Below are 16911 nucleotides of genomic sequence, written 5' to 3'. Positions count from 1 at the left end.
CGGCGCCCACCCGTACCCTTGACGCGTGAAGACCTTCGACGCCCTGTACGCCGAGCTGGCCGACAAGGCGGTGACGCGCCCCGAGGGGTCTGGCACCGTCCGCGAGCTGGACGCCGGCGTGCATGCCATCGGCAAGAAGATCGTCGAGGAGGCCGCCGAGGTGTGGATGGCCGCGGAGCACGAGGGCAAGGAGCGCACGGCCGAGGAGATCAGCCAGCTGCTCTACCACCTGCAGGTGCTCATGATCGCCTCCGACATCAGCCTCGACGACGTCTACACCCACCTCTAGGAACCACGTCCATGCTGCGAATTGCCGTGCCCAACAAGGGCTCCCTGTCCGAGGCCTCTGTCGAGATGCTGCGCGAGGCGGGCTACCGCGTCCGCCGCGACAGCAAGGAGCTCGTCCTCACCGACGCCGACAACGACGTCGAGTTCTTCTACCTGCGCCCGCGCGACATCGCCGTCTACGTCGGCTCCGGGACCGTCGATTGCGGCATCACCGGTCGTGACCTGCTGCTGGACTCCGGCAGCGCAGCCATCGAGGTGATGACGCTCGGCTTCGGCGGCTCGACCTTCCGGTATGCCGCGAAGCCCGGGACGTGCGCGTCCGTCGAGGAGATCGCCGGTCGCCGGGTCGCCACGAGCTACTCGGGCCTGGTCGAGAAGCACCTCGCCGACCAGGGCATCAGCGCCCGGGTCGTGCGGCTCGACGGTGCGGTCGAGACCGCCATCACCCTCGGGGTGGCCGACGTCATCGCCGACGTCGTCGAGACCGGCACCACCCTGCGCCAGCAGGGCCTCGAGGTCTTCGGCGAGGAGATCCTGCGCAGCGAGGCCGTCCTCATCCGCCGCGAGGGCAGCCACGAGACCGCGGCGGTCGAGGTGCTCCGGCGCCGGCTGACCGGTGTCATCACCGCCCGCCACTACGTCATGCTCGACTACGACGTGCCCGTCGACCTGGTGGAGAGCGCCTGCGCGATCACCCCCGGCCTGGAGTCGCCGACCGTGTCGCAGCTGCAGAACAAGGACTGGGCTGCCGTCCGGGCGATGGTGCCGCGGTCGCGCACCAACGCGATCATGGACGAGCTCTGGGACCTCGGCGCGAGGGCGATCCTCGTCACCGACATCGCCGCGTGCCGGCTGTGAGCGACTCCGACGCCCACGGCCGGGCCGACGAGGCCAAGGCCTTCGCCGTGTTCCAGCCCCGGCGCGGGCGGGTCGTCGCACTCGGCTTCGCGGTCGCGACGCTGCTGCTGTTCGCCGTCATCGCCGTCCTGCTGCCCGGGCCCGCGCAGGGCGGCACCTGGCGCACGGGGGACAAGATCTTCTTCGCCGGAGTCGGGGTGGCGATCGCCTTCCTGCTCTGGCGGTTCGCCTCGATCCGCGCGATCCCGACGCGGGACGGCATCTCCGTCCGCAACCTCATCACCACCCGGGTGCTGCCCTGGCGCAGCATCGTCGACGTCCGGTTCGGTGGCGGTGACCCGTGGGTCACCGTCGAGCTCGACGACACCGACACCTTGGCGATCATGGCCATCCAGAAGGCTGACGCGGAGTACGGCAGGTCGGAGGCCAGCCGGCTCGCAGCCCTGGTGCAGGCGCTCGGCCCGTCGGCGAAGAGCCCGGACGTCACCGCCGGCTGAGGGCTGAGCGCAGCAGTAACCGCGCTCAGTGGACCTTGCGCAGCCCCGGCCGCAGCAGGAACGCCACTGCCAGCTGGCCGAACATGAGCAGGGTCAACGACATCCACACAGCGTCGAACCCACCGGTCGCGTCCCGGACGGCGCCCATCGTCGCCGGCCCGAGTGACGCCAGGCCGTAGCTGAACAGGAACGCCATACCGGCGAGCCGTGCGCTCGCGGAAGGGGTGGCGGCGTAGTCGACCATGAGCACCAGGCCCAGGGCGAAGGCCGCGCCCTGCCCCAGGCCGAGGACGACCGCCCAGGCCCAGGGCAGGGCACCGGGGGCGAGCCACAGCCCGGCCTGCCCGATCAGACCCAGGAGCGAGGCCGCCACGAGCAGGATGCGCCGGTCGTGGACGCGGTCGGTGAGGGCAGGGGCGAGCAGGCCCGAGACCAGCTGGGCGGCCGTGAACGCACTGAGGAGGTATCCGGCGTGCGTCGGGTCCCAGCCGCGGGCGGCGTAGGTGGGGGAGAGCCAGGCGAGGGAGGAGTAGAACTCGATCGACTGGACGGCGAGGTAGGCCGCGATGAGCCAGGCGGTCAGGTGGGTCCACGGGAGCCTGGCTGCCGTGACGACGACCGGGTGGGCCGCGCGGTGGCGGGTGTGGCCGCGCCACACGGGGATCCACGCCAGCGCGCCGACGACCCCCAGCAGGGACCACGAGCCGAGCGAGGCCTGCCACGACCCGAGCCACCCCTGGAGGGGGACGGACAGGGCCGACGAGGCGCCCGCGCCGCCCATCATCGCCAGCATGTAGAGGCCGGTGACCAGTCCAGCGCGCTCGGGTGGGAAGAGCTCCTTGACCAAGCCGGGCAGCAGGGTCCCGCCGATGGCGATGCCGACGCCGGCGACGAACGTCGCGACATACAGCAGCCACGCCTGGCCCCCGCCGAAGCGCAGGGCGAGACCGACCGCGACGCAGACCACGGACACCTCGATGGCGCCGGCAGCGCCGATGCGGATCGCCACCCGCTGCGCGAGCGGGGCGAACACCCCCATGCAGAGGACCGGCAGCGCGGTCAGGGCACCGAGGGCGGCGTTCGAGAGGCCGAGGTCAGCGCCGATGGAGGCGACCACCGGGGGGACGCTGGCCATCGCCGTGCGGAGGTTGACGGCCACGGCCACCAGCCCGAGAGCCATCAGCCAGAGGGGAGGGAGGTGGTGTCGTCGCGCAGTCATCGACGCCAGTGTTCCAGCAGGGGGTTCAGCTCTCCTCCGCGGTGTGCGTCATCGACTCCGGCACCATCTCGCGAGCCTCCTCGTGCGGCAGGCCGGTGAGCATGAGCAGGTCCACCACCATCGAACGGATCTGGGCACGCATCACCTCGCCGGACAGCCCCGAGGAGGGGTCGAGGACCGCGCTCGCCTCCGCGATGCGGTGCAGCCCCACCCGCGCGTGCGTCGGCAGGCGGCGTTCGGCGAGCTCGCGCGAGATGTCGCTGGTGGTCTCGGCGAGCGCCTCCAGCAGCCGCAGGTAGCCGGTCGGCACCGGCTCGTCGCGCCAGGTCGCGATCGCCGCCCGGCGGACGAGGACGCGCAGGTTGCGGATGGCGCGGTCGAGCGGCTCGAGGAGGTCGGCGATGGCCTGCACCGCCGGGAGGTGACGCCGCCGGAACGGCGAGAACCGGACGACGGCGATGCCTTCCGCGGACAGTGCCCGGGCCTCGTCGAGCATGGACTCGGAGTCCCTGGCCCGGGACAGCGTGGCCGTCGCGAGGTCGGAGTCGCCCTCGCGCAGGGACCGGACGGTGTCGGTGAGGATCTCGCTGATCTCCCCGACGACCAGCGAGGCCTGTTGGCGGGGCCTTCGCAACGGGGCCGCCGGGGCGAAGAGGGTGAAGACGAGGGCGACCGTGCCGCCGACCACGGCGTCGAGCCAACGGGTGAACGCGTACCCCGGGGCGGCGACCAGGGTGGTGACGATGACCGACTGCACGCCCGCTTGCGTGGTGAGCAGCATGCCTGCACCGAGCAGCGCCGCGACGCTCATCGACAGCACCACGACCACGACGATCTGCCAGGCACCCGTGCCGAAGAAGTGGACGAACGCGTCGCCGACGAAGACCCCCACGGCGACGCCGAGCATGACCTCGCCCACCCTGCGCAGCCGCTGGCCGTAGGACAGCCCGAGGGAGACGATCGCCGTGACCGGCGCGAAGAACGGCCGGACGTGACCGAGCCCCGCGGTCGCCACCCACCACGCGACCGCGGCGCCGACGCCGCACTGCACGATGAAGAACAGCCGGCTGACCATGCGGGCCGTGCGGGCCTTGGCCTCGCGCCGCGACCTGGCCGCTGCCCGCGCAAGGTCCTGCGAGGTCGGGGGGCGCGTGCGGGCGACGCCGCGACCGAACATCGCCCGGACCCGGGCGAGGCGCTCAGGACTCACAGGCGTCAGCCGTTCCGGAGGTCTGCCGCGGGGGAGGACATGCGCCGAGTATGGCTCGGGTCGGCCACGGTGGTGGTGTCGAGGAGGAGGTCGGCCCGCGCCCGGGTGCCGTCAGCTGCATACAGCGCCTGCTCCTGGGCCGCCCAGCGATCCCAGAACGGTGCGTAGCCGGGGTCGCGGGCCACGGCACGGGTCCGCCGCTCGGTCGGGTCGGCGTCGACCCACACGAGGACGGACAGGAACGTGCCACCGGGGAGGGCGCCGGACCCGCAGCCCTCGAGGACGATGACGTCACCGGCGGCCTCGTGCCACTCGGCGTACTCGCCGGCCTCCCAGTCCCAGCGGCGGTAGCGAGCCGGCCCGCCCGACAGCAGCGGCGCCACGACCCACGACTCGACCCGCTCGGTGGAGGCGGCCAGGCCGTCCCAGCCGGGATAGAGGTCGTCCATGTGGATCACGGGGGCACCCAGGGCCTCGGCGACGTCGGCTGCCAGGGTGGTCTTGCCCGCACCGCTCGGGCCGTCGAGCGCGACCAGACGCGTGCTGCCGCAACGGGGTTCGCTCGTGGCGATGAGTCGCACGATGCGCCCCACATCATCCGTGGGGTCCGCGGGGTCAGCTGGGTCCATCGTGCGGGCGGCTGACATGGGTCCCACCCTAGATCGGTAGCCTTCCCGGGTGAGTGTCGCCACCAGGGTCATCCCGTGCCTCGACGTCGACGCCGGCCGGGTGGTCAAGGGCGTCAACTTCGCGGACCTGCGTGACGCCGGCGACCCCGTCGAGCTCGCCAAGGCCTACGGCGAGCAGGGCGCCGACGAGCTCACCTTCCTCGACGTCACCGCAAGCAGCGGCAACCGTGAGACGACCTACGAGATGGTCAGCCGGACGGCCGAGCAGGTGTTCATCCCGCTGACCGTCGGCGGGGGAGTGCGCACCCTCGGCGACGTCGACCGCCTCCTACGGGCAGGGGCGGACAAGGTCGGGGTCAACACCGCAGCCATCGCCCGTCGCGAGCTCATCGCCGAGATCGCCGACCGGTTCGGCGCGCAGGTGCTCGTGCTGTCGGCCGACGTGCGCCGGCGGCGCGCCGACTCAGGCGCGCTCACCGGTGGCTTCGAGGTGACCACGCACGGTGGCCGCCAGGGCACCGGGATCGACGCGGTCGAGTGGTGCGCCCGGGCCGCCGAGCTGGGTGCCGGGGAGATCCTGCTCAACTCGATGGACGCCGACGGCACCAAGGACGGCTTCGACCTCGAGCTCATCGGCCTGGTCCGCCCGGAGATCTCCGTCCCCCTCATCGCCAGCGGGGGCGCGGGCCGGGTCGCCGACTTCGCCCCGGCGGTGCGAGCCGGTGCGGATGCCGTCCTCGCGGCCAGCGTCTTCCACTACGGCGAGCTCACCATCGGTCAGGTCAAGGACGCGCTGCGCGCCGAGGGCCTCGCCGTCCGCTGAAGCCTGCCCGGTGTCCGTTCGCTGACGACCGCCGGGTCGTTCGCTGAGGCCCGCAGGGGTCGGTCAGGAGAGCCCAAGCGGCGCGCCCCAGAGCGCCTGCACCGCATCGTCGCTGCCCGTGACCTCGATCTCGGCGACCCGTCGCCGCCCGTATGCAGCGAGGAGCAGCTCCACGGGCGCTCCCTCGAGGACGACGGTGCCCAGGTCGGTGGTGGAACGGGCGTGGATGTCGTGGCCGTCGAGGTCGCGCAGGACGACCCCGACCGGGCTGCGGCGGAACAACAGCCGACCCAGGCGGTTGAGCGAGCTCCAGACAGCGCGGGACTCGCGCTGGGAGACCGTCCGCCGCGGTCCCCTGGCCTCGTCGCCGCGCAGCACGTCCTCGTGGTGGATGACGAACTCGACGAAGTTCGCCGCGTCGTCCACGGGAGCCAGCCGCGCGGGTGACCACATGGGCGGCCCCGACCGGACCAGGTCGACGAGCTCAGGCCACGGCTTCGCGGCATACACGGCCTGTCCCTGCTCGAGGCGGGAGGCGAGGGCCGACACCCACACCCCGGGGGAGAGGTCGGGTCGGCGGTCTCGGATCACGAGGTGCGCCGCGAGGTCGGCCGTCGTCCACGGGGAGCACAGGGTGGGCGCGTCGGGGCCGGTGGACAGGAAGGTGTCGCAGAGCGCGTCGCGCTCGAGCCGGGCGAGGTGGGTCATGCGTCCATCATGCGTCGTTGCGGTGGGTGAGGCGCGGCCGGACGGCGGCCCGGCAGCCCGCGCCGTCGAGCGGAGGGCGGGGCGTCCGTGTCGGTGGCGCGTGAGAGGCTTCACCCATCCCACTCGTGCACCACCCGGAGGTTCTCTGTGTCCGTCGACGCCGCGCCGTCGCTGCGCCGCAGTCTCGGCATCGTCGGGGTGGGGATCCGCAGGGAGCCGCGCTGGTTCGCGCTCGCGGTGGCCGGCAGCGCCCTCTACGGCGTGATGACGGTCCTCACCGCGTGGGCCATCGGCAAGGTGACCCGCGAGCAGATCCAGCCCGCGGTCCAGGCCGGCACCGTCACCGCCGGCCAGCTGTGGGCCATCTTCGGCTGGGTGGCAGGGGTCGTCCTCGTCAACGTCGTCGGCGTGGTCATCCGCCGGGTCGCGGCCGGCTACACGATGTACAACGTCGCCGCCGGCTACCGGCGCGAGGTGACCCGGCAGTACCTCCGCCTGCCGCTGTCGTGGCACCACCGCCACCCGTCGGGCCAGCTGCTGTCCAACGCGAACGCCGACGTCGAGGCCACCTGGAACGTCTTCGCGCCGCTGCCGATGGCGTTGGGCGTGATCATCATGCTCATCGCCGGCATCGTGCAGATGGTGCTCGTCGACCCGGTGATGGCGATCATCGGGCTCACCGTCTTCCCGGCCCTGTTCCTGGCCAACATGGTCTTCCAGCGGGCGATGTCGCCCCGCGTCTCGCGGGCCCAGCAGCTGCGTGCCGAGGTCAGCGAGGTCGCCCACGAGAGCTTCGAGGCCGGCCTGATCGTCAAGTCGATGGGCCGCGAGGAGCAGGAGGCCCGACGCTTCGAGGAGGTCACCCGCAGGCTGCAGGCGGCCAACGTCGAGGTCGGTCGCACCCGCGGCACCTTCGACCCGGTCATCGAGGCCATCCCCACCCTGGGCACGCTCGCGGTGCTGGTGGTCGGCGCCCACCAGGTCGCCAACGGTGTCCTCGAGCCCGCCGCCGTGGTGCAGGTCGCCTACCTCATCTCCGTGCTGGCGTTCCCGGTGCGGGCCCTCGGCTGGGTGCTCGGCGAGCTGCCGCGCACCGTCGTCGGCTGGGACCGCGTCGACGCCGTCCTCAAGGCGCGCGGTGAGGCGACCTTCGGTGACGAGTCGCTGGCCCGCACCGGCGCAGCACGGTCGCAGCTGACGAACGTCGACTACTCCTACGACATCGTCGACGAGCACGGGGTCGAGTCGAAGTTCCGCGCCATCCACGACGTGAGCATCGACGTGCCGGCCGGTTCCACGGTGGCCCTCGTCGGCCCCACGGGATCGGGCAAGTCGACCCTGACCAACCTCACCCTGCGCCTGGTCGACCCCGATCGCGGGGACGTCACCCTCGACGGCACGGACCTGCGCGGGGTGGCTCGGGGTGGGGTCTCGTCCGTGGCAGCACTCGTGCCGCAGCAGACCTTCATGTTCGACGACACCGTGCGCGGCAACATCACCCTCGGCGGCGACTACTCCGACGACCAGGTCTGGGCCGCGATCGAGGTCGCGCAGGCCACGGGGTTCGTCACGGCGCTCGGGGCTGGTCTCGACACCCGGGTCGGTGAGCGCGGCGCCTCCCTGTCCGGTGGGCAGCGGCAGCGGATCGCCCTGGCCCGAGCCATCATCCGTCGTCCCCGGCTGCTCGTCCTCGACGACGCCACCAGCGCCGTGGACCCCGCTGTGGAGCAGGCCATCCTCGCGGGCCTGCGCCGGTCCAGCGCCGGCACCACCGTGCTGGTCGTCGCCTACCGCATGTCCACCATCACCCTCGCCGACGAGATCGTCTACATCGAGCTCGGCCGGGTCATCGACCACGGCACCCACAGCGAGCTGCAGCAGCGGTGCGTCGGCTACGAACGCCTCGTCACTGCATACGCCCGCGAAGCCGCCGAGCGAGCCGCCGTCATCGCGGACGAGGAGGTCGACGGCGATGCCGTCGACGTCCGCACCACGCACGAGGAGGTGGATGCGCCATGAGCACCTCGATCGACGCCACGTCCAGGCTCGGGACCGCCGCGACGCTGCGGCGGGGGCTCGACCTCTCACCGGAGCTGCGCCGCGGGATCGGGGTGACCCTGGCCCTGGCCGCGGTCACGACCGTCGGCCGGGTCGTCGTGCCGTTCGTCGTGCAGAAGACCACCGACGACGGCCTGCTCGGCAAGAACGGTCCGGACCCCGCGCTGGTCACCAAGTACGTCCTGTTCGCCCTCATCGCCGTCGCCGCCACGGCAGTGACCGCGTATGCCGTCAACGTGCGCCTCTTCCGCGCGTCCGAGGCGGGCCTGGCGACGTTGCGGCTGCGGGCGTTCCGCCACATCCACGACCTGTCGATGCTCACCCAGAACACCGAGCGTCGCGGGTCGATGGTCAGCCGCGTCACCTCCGACGTCGACACGATCTCGCAGTTCGTGCAGTTTGGCGGGATCATCCTCATCCTCAGCCTGGGCCAGATCGCGGTGGCGACCGCGTTGATGCTCTTCTACAGCCCGCTGCTCACCGCAGTGGTCTGGCTGTGCTTCGTGCCGCTGCTGTTCGTCATCCGCCGGTTCCAGGCGATCGTCGGACGCGCCTACACCAAGGTGCGCGAACGCGTCGGTGACCTCCTCGCAGCGGTGTCCGAGTCCGTCGTCGGCGCCGCGACCATCCGGGCGTACGGCGTGGAGGAGCGCACCGCGCACCGCATCGACGCCGCCATCGAAGGGCACCGCGCCGCCGCCATCGGCGCGCAGGTGCGGTCGGTCGTCGCGTTCTCCTCCGGGCAGCTCGTCGCCGGGCTGACCCTGGCCGTGGTCCTCGTGGTGGGGACGATCCAGGCGGTGCACGGCGGCCTCACCCTGGGCCAGCTGCTCGCCTTCCTCTTCCTCGTCAACCTCTTCACCCAGCCGGTGCAGCAGGCGACCGAGATCCTCAACGAGCTGCAGAACGCCGTCGCCGGTTGGCGTCGCGTCATCGGCGTCGTCGACACCCGGGCCGACGTCGCCGATCCCGGGGACGACGGCGTGGTGCTGCCGCGGGGCCCGATCACGGTCGACTTCGAGGACGTCTCGTTCGCCTACCCCGGTGGTGAGACGGTCCTGCACGACGTCTTCCTCTCGATCGCCCCCCGGTCGCGGGTGGCCATCGTCGGCGAGACGGGCTCGGGGAAGTCGACCCTCGCCAAGCTGCTGACCCGGCTGATGGACCCGACCGAGGGCACCGTCCGCATCGACGGTGCCGACCTGCGCGACGTGCGGTTCTCCTCCCTGCGCGAGCGCGTGGTGCTGGTTCCCCAGGAGGGCTTCCTCTTCGACGCGACGCTGCGGGAGAACGTCCGCTTCGGGCGACCTGACGCGACCGACGCCGACGTCACCCTGGCCATCACCGAGCTCGGCCTCGACGCGTGGCTCGCCGGCCTGCCCCAGGGCCTGGCCACCGAGGTCGGCCAGCGGGGCGAGTCCTTGTCGGCGGGGGAGCGCCAGCTCGTGGCGCTGGCCCGCGCCTACCTCGCCGACCCCGACCTCCTGGTCCTCGACGAGGCCACCTCCGCGGTCGACCCGTCCACCGAGGTGCGGCTCCAACGTGCTCTCGAGGGGCTGACCCGCGGGCGCACCTCGGTCGCCATCGCCCACCGCCTGTCGACGGCCGAGGCCGCCGACGAGGTCGTCGTGGTCGACCAGGGCCGGGTCGTCGAGCGCGGACCGCACCACGAGCTGGTCCGGGCCGGTGGTGTGTATGCCGCGCTGCACGCCTCCTGGTCGGCCCAGCAGCGCGGCTGACCGACCGCTGGCCGACCCTGTTGACGGACTGGCTGACCAACTCGGCTGACGGACCGGCGGACGGACCTGCTGACGGGGTTCGGCCGACCGTCCACCTGACCGGCTGGCTGGGTGGCTGTCAGTGGGCTGTTGCATGATGGGACCCGGACGGCCTGGTCACCAGCCCGGTCGCCCCGATGACCCGCGGATCCCTCAGGGGATCCGGCCCGGACCGCGAGGGGCAGCACCTGTGAGCACGACAGCCGCACGACATTCCGCAGCAAGCCATCCGAGCAGGCCCGAGGGTGGGACGCAGGCCCGACCCACCTCGACCAAGGCGGTGCCCGGGGACTCGACCCCCATCGGGCTCGAGGACGCCCGGGAGCTGGTCCAGCAGCTGGCGCTCGACGACCTGCCCGTCGGCACCGTCGGCGTCGAGCTCGAGGGACACGCCATCGTGTGGCGCGACCCGTCGAGCCGACCGCCCTTCGAGGGGTTGGAGGAGGTGGCCGCCCGGCTGGCCGACCTGCCGGCAGGCGGACGCACCACGCTGGAGCCGGGTGGCCAGGTCGAGGTCTCCTCTGCGCCCCACCCGGACATCGGCTCCGCACTGGTGGCGATGGCCCAGGACACCGCCCACCTGCGTGCCGCCCTGGCCGGCGAGGGGTGGGGCTGGGCCCTGCTGGGCAGCGACCCCCTGCGGCCTCCGCAGCGCGTGAACCCCGCCGAGCGGTATGCCGCCATGGAGCGCTTCTTCGCCTCCAGCGGCGACACGCGAGACCACGGGGCGACGATGATGTGCTCGACGGCTGCCCTGCAGGTCAACCTCCAGCCCGGTCACCCGGACCAGTGGACGGACCGGGTCCGCCGAGCCCAGCGCCTCGGGCCGCTGCTCACCGCCCTGAGCGGCAGCTCGGCCTACCTCGCCGGCCGCGACACGGGTTGGCACTCGGCGCGCCAGCGGGCTTGGACCGGCCTCGGCGAGCTGAGAGCCGGGCCGATCGACGACCACGACCCGGCGCGTGCCTGGGCAGAGCGCGCCCTCGAGGCACCGGTGGTCCTCGTCCCTCCGGAGGCCGCCCCGGCGCCGGACGGCCGTGGCCCACGGAGCCTTCGTGACTGGCTCACCGACCCGGGCGAGTGGCCGGTGGCGACGGCCGCTGATGTCAGGCGGCAGCTGACCACCCTGTTCCCACCCGTGCGGCTGCGCGGGTGGCTCGAGCTGCGGTGCCTCGACTCGCTGCCCGACCGGTGGTGGCCTGCCGTCGCCGCCCTGACGACGACCTGGATGGACGTCGAGGCGATCCACCCCGACGTCGACCGCGCCATCGCGACCACCGCCGACCGGTGGCACGCGGCGGCCAGCGATGGCCTCGGCGACGCGTCCCTGAGGCGAGCCGCCGCGACCTGCCTGGAGGCGGCGCTGTCCGTCGTCCCCGAGGGGGTGCGCCCCGCGGTCGAGGAGCTCACCGAGCTCGCAAGGACGGGGCGCAGCCCCGGCACGCTCATCGTCGACGACCTCCGCAGGCGTGGGCCCGCGGTGGTCCTGGAGGAGATGTCCCATGTCTGACCCGCTGGTCCCTCGCACGAGCACGACCCCGCCGCTGCTGCCCTCGGCGACCGAGGTGGCCCGTGACCTCGAGCTCGCCCGAGCCCGGACGACCTGGTTGACCGAGCTCGACGAGGCGGAGCTGTTCGCCCAGCACAGCCCGATCATGAGCCCGCTCGTCTGGGACCTCGCGCACATCTCCCAGCAGGAGGAGCTCTGGCTGATGCGCGGCGGCGACCCGGCGTGTCCGGGGATGCTGCCGGCGGGTGTCGACGCGCTCTACGACGCCTTCACCCAGCCCCGGGCGATCCGCCCCAGCCTGCCCCTGCTGCCGCCGGTCGAGGCCCGACGCTACGGCCACGAGGTCCGTGGCCGGGTGTTGGACGCCCTCGAACGCGCCGACGACACCTTCCCCTTCGCCATGGTCGTCCAGCACGAGGAGCAGCACGACGAGACGATGCTGGCGACCCTCCAGCTCCGTGCCGGGGCGCCGGTCCTCACCCCCACCCGCCAGCTGCCGCCGGGGAGGCCGGTCCAGCAGGACTCGGTGCTCGTCCCCGCGGGTGAGTTCGTCCTCGGGGTCAACAGCCTGGAGGAGCCGACCTCGCTGGACAACGAGCGACCCGGGCACGTCGTCGACGTCCCGGCGTTCCGCATCGGCCGGTTCCCGGTGACCAACGCGCAGTGGCAGGGGTTCATCGAGGCAGGCGGCTACGACCGCTCGGAGCTGTGGTCGACCCGGGGATGGCAGCACCGGCACGAGGCTGCGCTCGAGCGGCCCCTTGCCTGGCGTGGTGACGGCACGCGTGTGCGCTTCGGTGTGATCGAGGACCTCCCGGCCGACGAGCCGGTCCAGCACGTCAGCCACTTCGAGGCGGAGGCCTTCGCGCGCTGGTCCGGCGCCCGGCTCCCCACCGAGGTGGAGTGGGAGAAGGCCTGCGCCTGGGACCCGGAGGCCGGGCGACGTCGTCGGTGGCCCTGGGGTTCGGCCGCGCCCAGTCCCGAGCTCGCCAACCTCGGTGGGGGCGCCCTGCGCCCCGCACCCGTGGGTGCGCTTCCGGCCGGTGCGTCGGCATACGGGGTCGAGCAGCTCGTCGGGGACGTCTGGGAGTGGACGTCGTCGGGCTTCGAACCGTGGCCCGGGTTCAGCCCGATGCTCTACGCGCAGTACAGCGCACCGTTCTTCGGTGGCGACTACCGCGTGCTGCGTGGTGGCTCGTGGGCCACGGCCGCGTCCACGGTGCGGCCGTCGTTCCGCAACTGGGACCACCCGTTCCGCCGGCAGATCTTCGCCGGCGTCCGTCTGGCCTGGGACGCCTGAGGTGTGCCGACACCTGGCGTGGTTCGGCGCACCCCGGTCGGTGGCGTCCCTCGTCCTCGCGCCCGCGAACGGGCTGCTCACCCAGTCCTGGGCGCCCCGCAGGCAGGCGCACGGCACGGTCAACGCCGACGGGTGGGGCATCGGCCTGCACCCCGAGGACGGGGGAGCGGCCGCCCGCTGGCGCTCGGACAAACCGATGTGGTCCGACACCAACCTCGTCTCGATGGCTCCTCACCTGCGGGCCGGACGCGTGGTCGCGGCGGTCCGTTCGGCCAGCGAGGGGATGCCGGCCGACGCGACCGCGGCAGCCCCGTTCCTCCACGACGGGTGGCTCGTCTCCCACAACGGCAAGGTCGATCGCGGTGCCGTGGGGCCGAGCCTGGCTGCCGAGTCGGCCTGTGACGCAGCGCTGCTCGCGGCTCGGGTGGTCGCCGCTGGCCCGCACCGCGTCGGGGCCACGCTGCACGAGGTGGCGGTAGGCGACCCCGCCGCACGCCTCAACCTCCTGCTGCTCTCACGGGACGAGCTGCTCGCGACCCGGTGGGGCGACACGCTGTTCCTTCGCCGCGACGACGAAGGGGTGCTCGTGGCGAGCGAGCCGGACGACGACGCCGGGTGGGAGGAGGTGCCCGACCGTCACCTCGTGACGGTCACCGGCGCCGGGGTGCGGGTCGAGCCGCTCGCCACCCACTGACCCCGCAACCCGGGACGGCCCCGCCTTCGGCACAATGGCCGGGTGACGTCCCCCGCAGTCCTCGACCCCCAGATCGCCGCCAGGCTCAAGCGCGACCCCCAGGGACTGGTCGCCGCCGTGGTCCAGCAGCACGACAGCGGCGAGGTCCTCATGCTCGGCTGGATGGACGACGAGGCCCTGCGCCGCACCCTCACCGAGGGCAGGGTGACCTTCTGGTCGCGCAGCCGCGAGGAGTACTGGCGCAAGGGTGACACCAGCGGCCACGTCCAGCACGTGAAGTCGGTCGCGCTCGACTGCGACGGGGACGCCCTCCTCGTGCGGGTCGACCAGGTCGGCGCCGCCTGCCACACCGGCGACCACACCTGCTTCGACGCCGGAGACCTGGGCGCAGCGGTGACGGCCGATGCCTGACCCCGCACCCTCGACCCCCGTCACCGACGTCGCCCCGGACCTGTCGTTCGGCACGACCTGGCCGAGCCTGGAGACCTTCCAGGTGCTGGCCAAGGACCGTCGGGTGATCCCCGTCGTCCGCCGCCTCATGGCCGACGCGGAGACCCCGGTGGGGGTCTACCGCAAGCTCGCCAAGGACGCCCCGGGCACGTTCCTGCTCGAGTCCGCCGAGCACGGCGGGGTCTGGTCCCGCTACTCGATCGTCGGAGCCGCCAGCAGCGCGGTGCTCACCGAGCGCGACGGCCGGGCGCACTGGGTGGGGGAGCCGCCCGTCGGCGTCCCCACCGACGGCAGCCCGCTCGACGCGTTGCGAGACACCGTGGCCGCGCTGGCCACCGCCCCCATCGAGGGCCTGCCCCCGCTCACCGGTGGCATGGTGGGCGCCATCTCGTACGACGCGGTGCGGCGCTGGGAGAAGGTCCCCTCCGAGGTCCCCGACGAGCTGGGCGTCCCCGAGATCACGATGATGCTCGCCACCGACCTCGCCGTGCTCGACCACGCCGACGGCTCCCTGCTGCTCGTCGCCAACGCGGTGAACTTCGACGACACGGACGAGCGGGTCGAGGATGCCTGGGCCGACGCCGTCTCCCGGCTCGACGCGATGACCAGCGACCTGGCCGCCCCCGCCCCCAGCACCGTGTCTACCGTCGACCGCGGCGCGTTCGACGGGGCCCGCGGCGAGGTGCGCAGCAACTACGTCCAGGCCGACTTCGAGGAGATGGTCGAGCTCGCCAAGGAGGACATCCGAGCCGGGGAGGTCTTCCAGGTCGTTCTCTCGCAACGGTTCTCGGCGCCGTGCCTCGCCGACGCGCTCGACGTCTACCGTGCCCTGCGCACGTCCAACCCCAGCCCGTACATGTACCTGCTGCGGTTGCCGCTGGGCGACGGCACGGCCTACGACGTCGTCGGGTCGTCGCCGGAGGCCCTGGTCAAGGTCACAGGGCGCCGGGCCATCACGCACCCCATCGCCGGCTCACGACCGCGGGGCAAGACCCCCGAGGAGGACCTGCGCCTCGCCGAAGACCTGCTCGCCGACCCCAAGGAACGTGCCGAGCACGTCATGCTCGTCGACCTCGGCCGCAACGACCTCCAGCGGGTCTGCGAGGCCGGGACCGTGGACGTCGTGGAGTTCATGAACGTCCGCCGCTACTCCCACGTCACCCACCTCGAGTCGACGGTGGTCGGTGACCTCGCACCGGACCACACGGCATACGACGTGCTTGCGGCGACCTTCCCTGCCGGCACCCTGTCCGGAGCGCCGAAACCGCGCGCGCTCAGCCTCATCGAGCACTACGAACCCAGCCGCCGCGGCATCTACGGCGGCGTCGTGGGCTACCTCGACTTCCACGGAGACCTCGACATGGCCATCGCCATCCGCACGGCCGTCATCAAGGACGGCACCGCTCACGTGCAGGCAGGGGCCGGGATCGTCGCCGACTCAGTGCCGACCGCGGAGTTCGAGGAGACGGTCAACAAGGCTGCTGCCGCGCTCCGGGCGGTCGCCACCGCCAGCGCCCTCCGGACCGTCCGGTGAAGCACCTGCGCCCGACGTCCAAGCTCACGGTCATCCTGCTCGCCCTCATCGGCGCCGCGGTGCTCCTCACCAGCGGCGGACGGATCTGGGCCACCGGCACCGTCAACGACCCGGTGCTGGGTGCCAGCCGCATCTCCGGCACCGGCACCGAGCTCGCGACCGGGGTGGTGGCCCTGGCCCTCGTCGCGGCGGCTGCAGCCCTGGCCAGTGCGACCAGCGGGCCGCTCGTGCGGCGGGTCACCCTCGTCGTCCTCGCTCTGACCGGTCTCGGTGTCGGGTTCGTCGCTACGCGGGTCGGGCTCGACCCCGAGCAGGCACTCGGAGCCGTGGCGGCCCGTTCGCTGGGGCGCACCGGTTCGATCGAGACCCACGCCACCGCGACCGCGTGGCCGTGGATCGCCGTCGTCGCCAGCGCCCTGGTGCTGCTCGCTGCGGTCGCCGGATGGTTCGGCGCCAGCTCGTGGCGCGGACTGGGTGCGAGGTACGAGGCGCCCGGTGCCACCGCAGGGGCTCGCGGGCAGCGGGTGGCCAGCGACTGGGACCGGCTCGACGCCGGCGACGACCCCACCGCCCGCGACGACCCGACCGTGCGCGACGAGTCGTCCGGCACCTGACAGAATGGTCCCGAACGACCTCCCCCGACCTCCCCAGGAGTCCCGCACCATGGCAGAGCACGAGATCCACGAAGACCACGGCCACAGCGTCGCCGCGTGGACGGCCGTCGTGATCCTGCTCGTCGGCAGCGCCGTGATGGCGTTGGCCGTGGCCCTGGCCACCGTCCCCCTGTTCGTCATCGGTGCGGTCATCTGCGTCGCCGGCGTGGTGGCCGGCAAGGTCCTGGGCATGGCCGGCTACGGCGCCAAGGACGTGCCGCCCGTCACGAGCGACGGCCAGAAGACCTCCGGCGTCAGCTGAGCTCGTGCCGGTCGCGGCCACCCGCCTCCTGGAGCCACTACGAGCCCCGTTGCTCGTCGGTGCCGGAGGGCTGGCGGCCGCGGCCGCGCTCCTGCTGCGAGACCCGCACGTCGCGGGTTCGTGGCCGGTCTGTCCGTTCCTCACCCTGACCGGACTGCCGTGCCCGGCCTGCGGTGGCCTGCGGGCCACCCAGGACCTGCTCACCGGCCACGTCACCGCGGCCCTGTCGAGCAACGCGTATGCCGTGCTGACCGTCGTGCTCGGCGGCCTCGCCTATGTCGCGTGGCTGGCCTCCGCCGTGCAGGGCCGCCACCCCACGTGGTTGCGGCGTTCGTCGACGGGCGGCGGGCTCTGGGCTGCCGGGCTGCTGGTCTTCGGGCTGGTGCGACTGTTGCCCGGTCTGTCCGTACTGCGACCCTGACGCAGCGGCGCCGAACGTG

Annotated in this window: 18 protein-coding genes; 14 read left to right on the top strand and 4 right to left on the bottom strand. The window is 72.8% G+C overall.

What is annotated here, in order from left to right; genetic code table 11:
- Positions 1-25: 25 nt before the first annotated feature.
- From ABEG17_RS19075 to ABEG17_RS19065, 3 genes are read left to right on the top strand one after another with little or no spacing between them, the layout of a single operon-like run.
- Positions 26-289 (top strand): phosphoribosyl-ATP diphosphatase, encoded by a 264-nt coding sequence (locus tag ABEG17_RS19075; protein ID WP_406831069.1) that lies wholly within the window; start codon positions 26-28, stop codon positions 287-289.
- 11 nt (positions 290-300) lie between these two features.
- The gene (hisG, locus tag ABEG17_RS19070; protein WP_406831068.1) at positions 301-1146 is read left to right on the top strand and encodes an ATP phosphoribosyltransferase; all 846 of its coding nucleotides are present in this window, start codon (positions 301-303) and stop codon (positions 1144-1146) included.
- The gene (locus ABEG17_RS19065) at positions 1143-1643 is read left to right on the top strand and encodes a PH domain-containing protein (protein ID WP_406831067.1); all 501 of its coding nucleotides are present in this window, start codon (positions 1143-1145) and stop codon (positions 1641-1643) included. The genes hisG and ABEG17_RS19065 overlap by 4 nt, the downstream gene beginning before the upstream one ends.
- Before the next feature lie 25 nt (positions 1644-1668).
- On the opposite strand, the gene ABEG17_RS19060 is transcribed toward ABEG17_RS19065, so the two are convergent.
- From ABEG17_RS19060 to ABEG17_RS19050, 3 genes are read right to left on the bottom strand one after another with little or no spacing between them, the layout of a single operon-like run.
- Positions 1669-2862, bottom strand: coding sequence for an MFS transporter (locus ABEG17_RS19060; protein ID WP_406831066.1), 1194 nt, complete (start codon positions 2860-2862; stop codon positions 1669-1671).
- A gap of 25 nt (positions 2863-2887) precedes the next feature.
- A complete protein-coding gene (locus ABEG17_RS19055) occupies positions 2888-4072 on the bottom strand; it encodes an FUSC family protein (protein ID WP_406831065.1) in 1185 nt (394 codons plus the stop codon).
- Between the two features lie 5 nt (positions 4073-4077).
- Positions 4078-4719 (bottom strand): hypothetical protein, encoded by a 642-nt coding sequence (locus tag ABEG17_RS19050; protein ID WP_406831064.1) that lies wholly within the window; start codon positions 4717-4719, stop codon positions 4078-4080.
- 31 nt (positions 4720-4750) lie between these two features.
- Between ABEG17_RS19050 and hisF the strand changes: the two genes are divergently transcribed.
- Entirely contained in the window at positions 4751-5524 is a 774-nt protein-coding gene (gene hisF / locus ABEG17_RS19045) for an imidazole glycerol phosphate synthase subunit HisF (protein WP_406831063.1), read from the top strand.
- Positions 5525-5587: 63 nt separating this feature from the next.
- Here the strand turns inward: hisF and ABEG17_RS19040 are convergent, their stop codons facing one another.
- The gene (locus tag ABEG17_RS19040) at positions 5588-6232 is read right to left on the bottom strand and encodes a TIGR03085 family metal-binding protein (protein ID WP_406831062.1); all 645 of its coding nucleotides are present in this window, start codon (positions 6230-6232) and stop codon (positions 5588-5590) included.
- A 147-nt stretch (positions 6233-6379) separates the two neighbouring features.
- On the opposite strand from ABEG17_RS19040, the gene ABEG17_RS19035 reads away from it, so the two are divergent.
- The 10 genes from ABEG17_RS19035 to ABEG17_RS18990 all read left to right on the top strand — a co-directional run bounded on the left by ABEG17_RS19035 (position 6380) and on the right by ABEG17_RS18990 (position 16892).
- Positions 6380-8251 (top strand): ABC transporter ATP-binding protein, encoded by a 1872-nt coding sequence (locus ABEG17_RS19035; protein ID WP_406831061.1) that lies wholly within the window; start codon positions 6380-6382, stop codon positions 8249-8251.
- A complete protein-coding gene (locus tag ABEG17_RS19030; RefSeq protein WP_406831060.1) occupies positions 8248-10029 on the top strand; it encodes an ABC transporter ATP-binding protein in 1782 nt (593 codons plus the stop codon). The genes ABEG17_RS19035 and ABEG17_RS19030 overlap by 4 nt, the downstream gene beginning before the upstream one ends.
- Before the next feature lie 229 nt (positions 10030-10258).
- Positions 10259-11578, top strand: a complete 1320-nt coding sequence (locus ABEG17_RS19025; protein ID WP_406831059.1) for a glutamate-cysteine ligase family protein — start codon at positions 10259-10261, stop codon at positions 11576-11578.
- Entirely contained in the window at positions 11571-12878 is a 1308-nt protein-coding gene (egtB, locus tag ABEG17_RS19020) for an ergothioneine biosynthesis protein EgtB (RefSeq protein ID WP_406831058.1), read from the top strand. Before ABEG17_RS19025 ends, egtB begins: the two co-directional genes overlap by 8 nt.
- Complete coding sequence (gene egtC / locus ABEG17_RS19015) at positions 12766-13572, top strand: ergothioneine biosynthesis protein EgtC (protein WP_406831057.1); 807 nt, start codon at positions 12766-12768, stop codon at positions 13570-13572. The genes egtB and egtC overlap by 113 nt, the downstream gene beginning before the upstream one ends.
- 42 nt (positions 13573-13614) lie before the next feature.
- Positions 13615-13983: a phosphoribosyl-AMP cyclohydrolase gene (hisI, locus tag ABEG17_RS19010; protein ID WP_406831056.1), complete on the top strand. Its 369-nt coding sequence runs from the start codon at positions 13615-13617 to the stop codon at positions 13981-13983.
- The gene (locus ABEG17_RS19005; RefSeq protein WP_406831055.1) at positions 13976-15556 is read left to right on the top strand and encodes an anthranilate synthase component I; all 1581 of its coding nucleotides are present in this window, start codon (positions 13976-13978) and stop codon (positions 15554-15556) included. The genes hisI and ABEG17_RS19005 overlap by 8 nt, the downstream gene beginning before the upstream one ends.
- On the top strand, positions 15553-16170 hold the full coding sequence (locus tag ABEG17_RS19000; RefSeq protein ID WP_406831054.1) for a Trp biosynthesis-associated membrane protein: 618 nt from the start codon (positions 15553-15555) through the stop codon (positions 16168-16170). Before ABEG17_RS19005 ends, ABEG17_RS19000 begins: the two co-directional genes overlap by 4 nt.
- Positions 16171-16219: 49 nt before the next feature.
- On the top strand, positions 16220-16471 hold the full coding sequence (locus ABEG17_RS18995; RefSeq protein WP_406831053.1) for an HGxxPAAW family protein: 252 nt from the start codon (positions 16220-16222) through the stop codon (positions 16469-16471).
- 4 nt (positions 16472-16475) lie between these two features.
- Positions 16476-16892, top strand: coding sequence for a DUF2752 domain-containing protein (locus ABEG17_RS18990; RefSeq protein ID WP_406831052.1), 417 nt, complete (start codon positions 16476-16478; stop codon positions 16890-16892).
- Positions 16893-16911: the final 19 nt, after the last annotated feature.

Origin of the sequence: Pedococcus sp. KACC 23699, assembly GCF_045348425.1 — a bacterium.
Classification (GTDB): Bacteria; Actinomycetota; Actinomycetes; order Actinomycetales; family Dermatophilaceae; genus Pedococcus.
This window is presented reverse-complemented; position numbering and strand designations above follow the sequence as displayed.

What these genes read in the sequence shown, in the direction of transcription:
- egtB (WP_406831058.1), top strand. Translation starts at nt 11,571, where the DNA reads ATGTCTGACCCGCTGGTCCCTCGCACGAGCACGACCCCGCCGCTGCTG.
- ABEG17_RS19040 (WP_406831062.1), bottom strand. Translation starts at nt 6,232, where the DNA reads ATGACCCACCTCGCCCGGCTCGAGCGCGACGCGCTCTGCGACACCTTC.
- ABEG17_RS19050 (WP_406831064.1), bottom strand. Translation starts at nt 4,719, where the DNA reads ATGTCAGCCGCCCGCACGATGGACCCAGCTGACCCCGCGGACCCCACG.
- ABEG17_RS19060 (WP_406831066.1), bottom strand. Translation starts at nt 2,862, where the DNA reads ATGACTGCGCGACGACACCACCTCCCTCCCCTCTGGCTGATGGCTCTC.
- ABEG17_RS19030 (WP_406831060.1), top strand. Translation starts at nt 8,248, where the DNA reads ATGAGCACCTCGATCGACGCCACGTCCAGGCTCGGGACCGCCGCGACG.
- ABEG17_RS18995 (WP_406831053.1), top strand. Translation starts at nt 16,220, where the DNA reads ATGGCAGAGCACGAGATCCACGAAGACCACGGCCACAGCGTCGCCGCG.
- ABEG17_RS19005 (WP_406831055.1), top strand. Translation starts at nt 13,976, where the DNA reads ATGCCTGACCCCGCACCCTCGACCCCCGTCACCGACGTCGCCCCGGAC.
- hisG (WP_406831068.1), top strand. Translation starts at nt 301, where the DNA reads ATGCTGCGAATTGCCGTGCCCAACAAGGGCTCCCTGTCCGAGGCCTCT.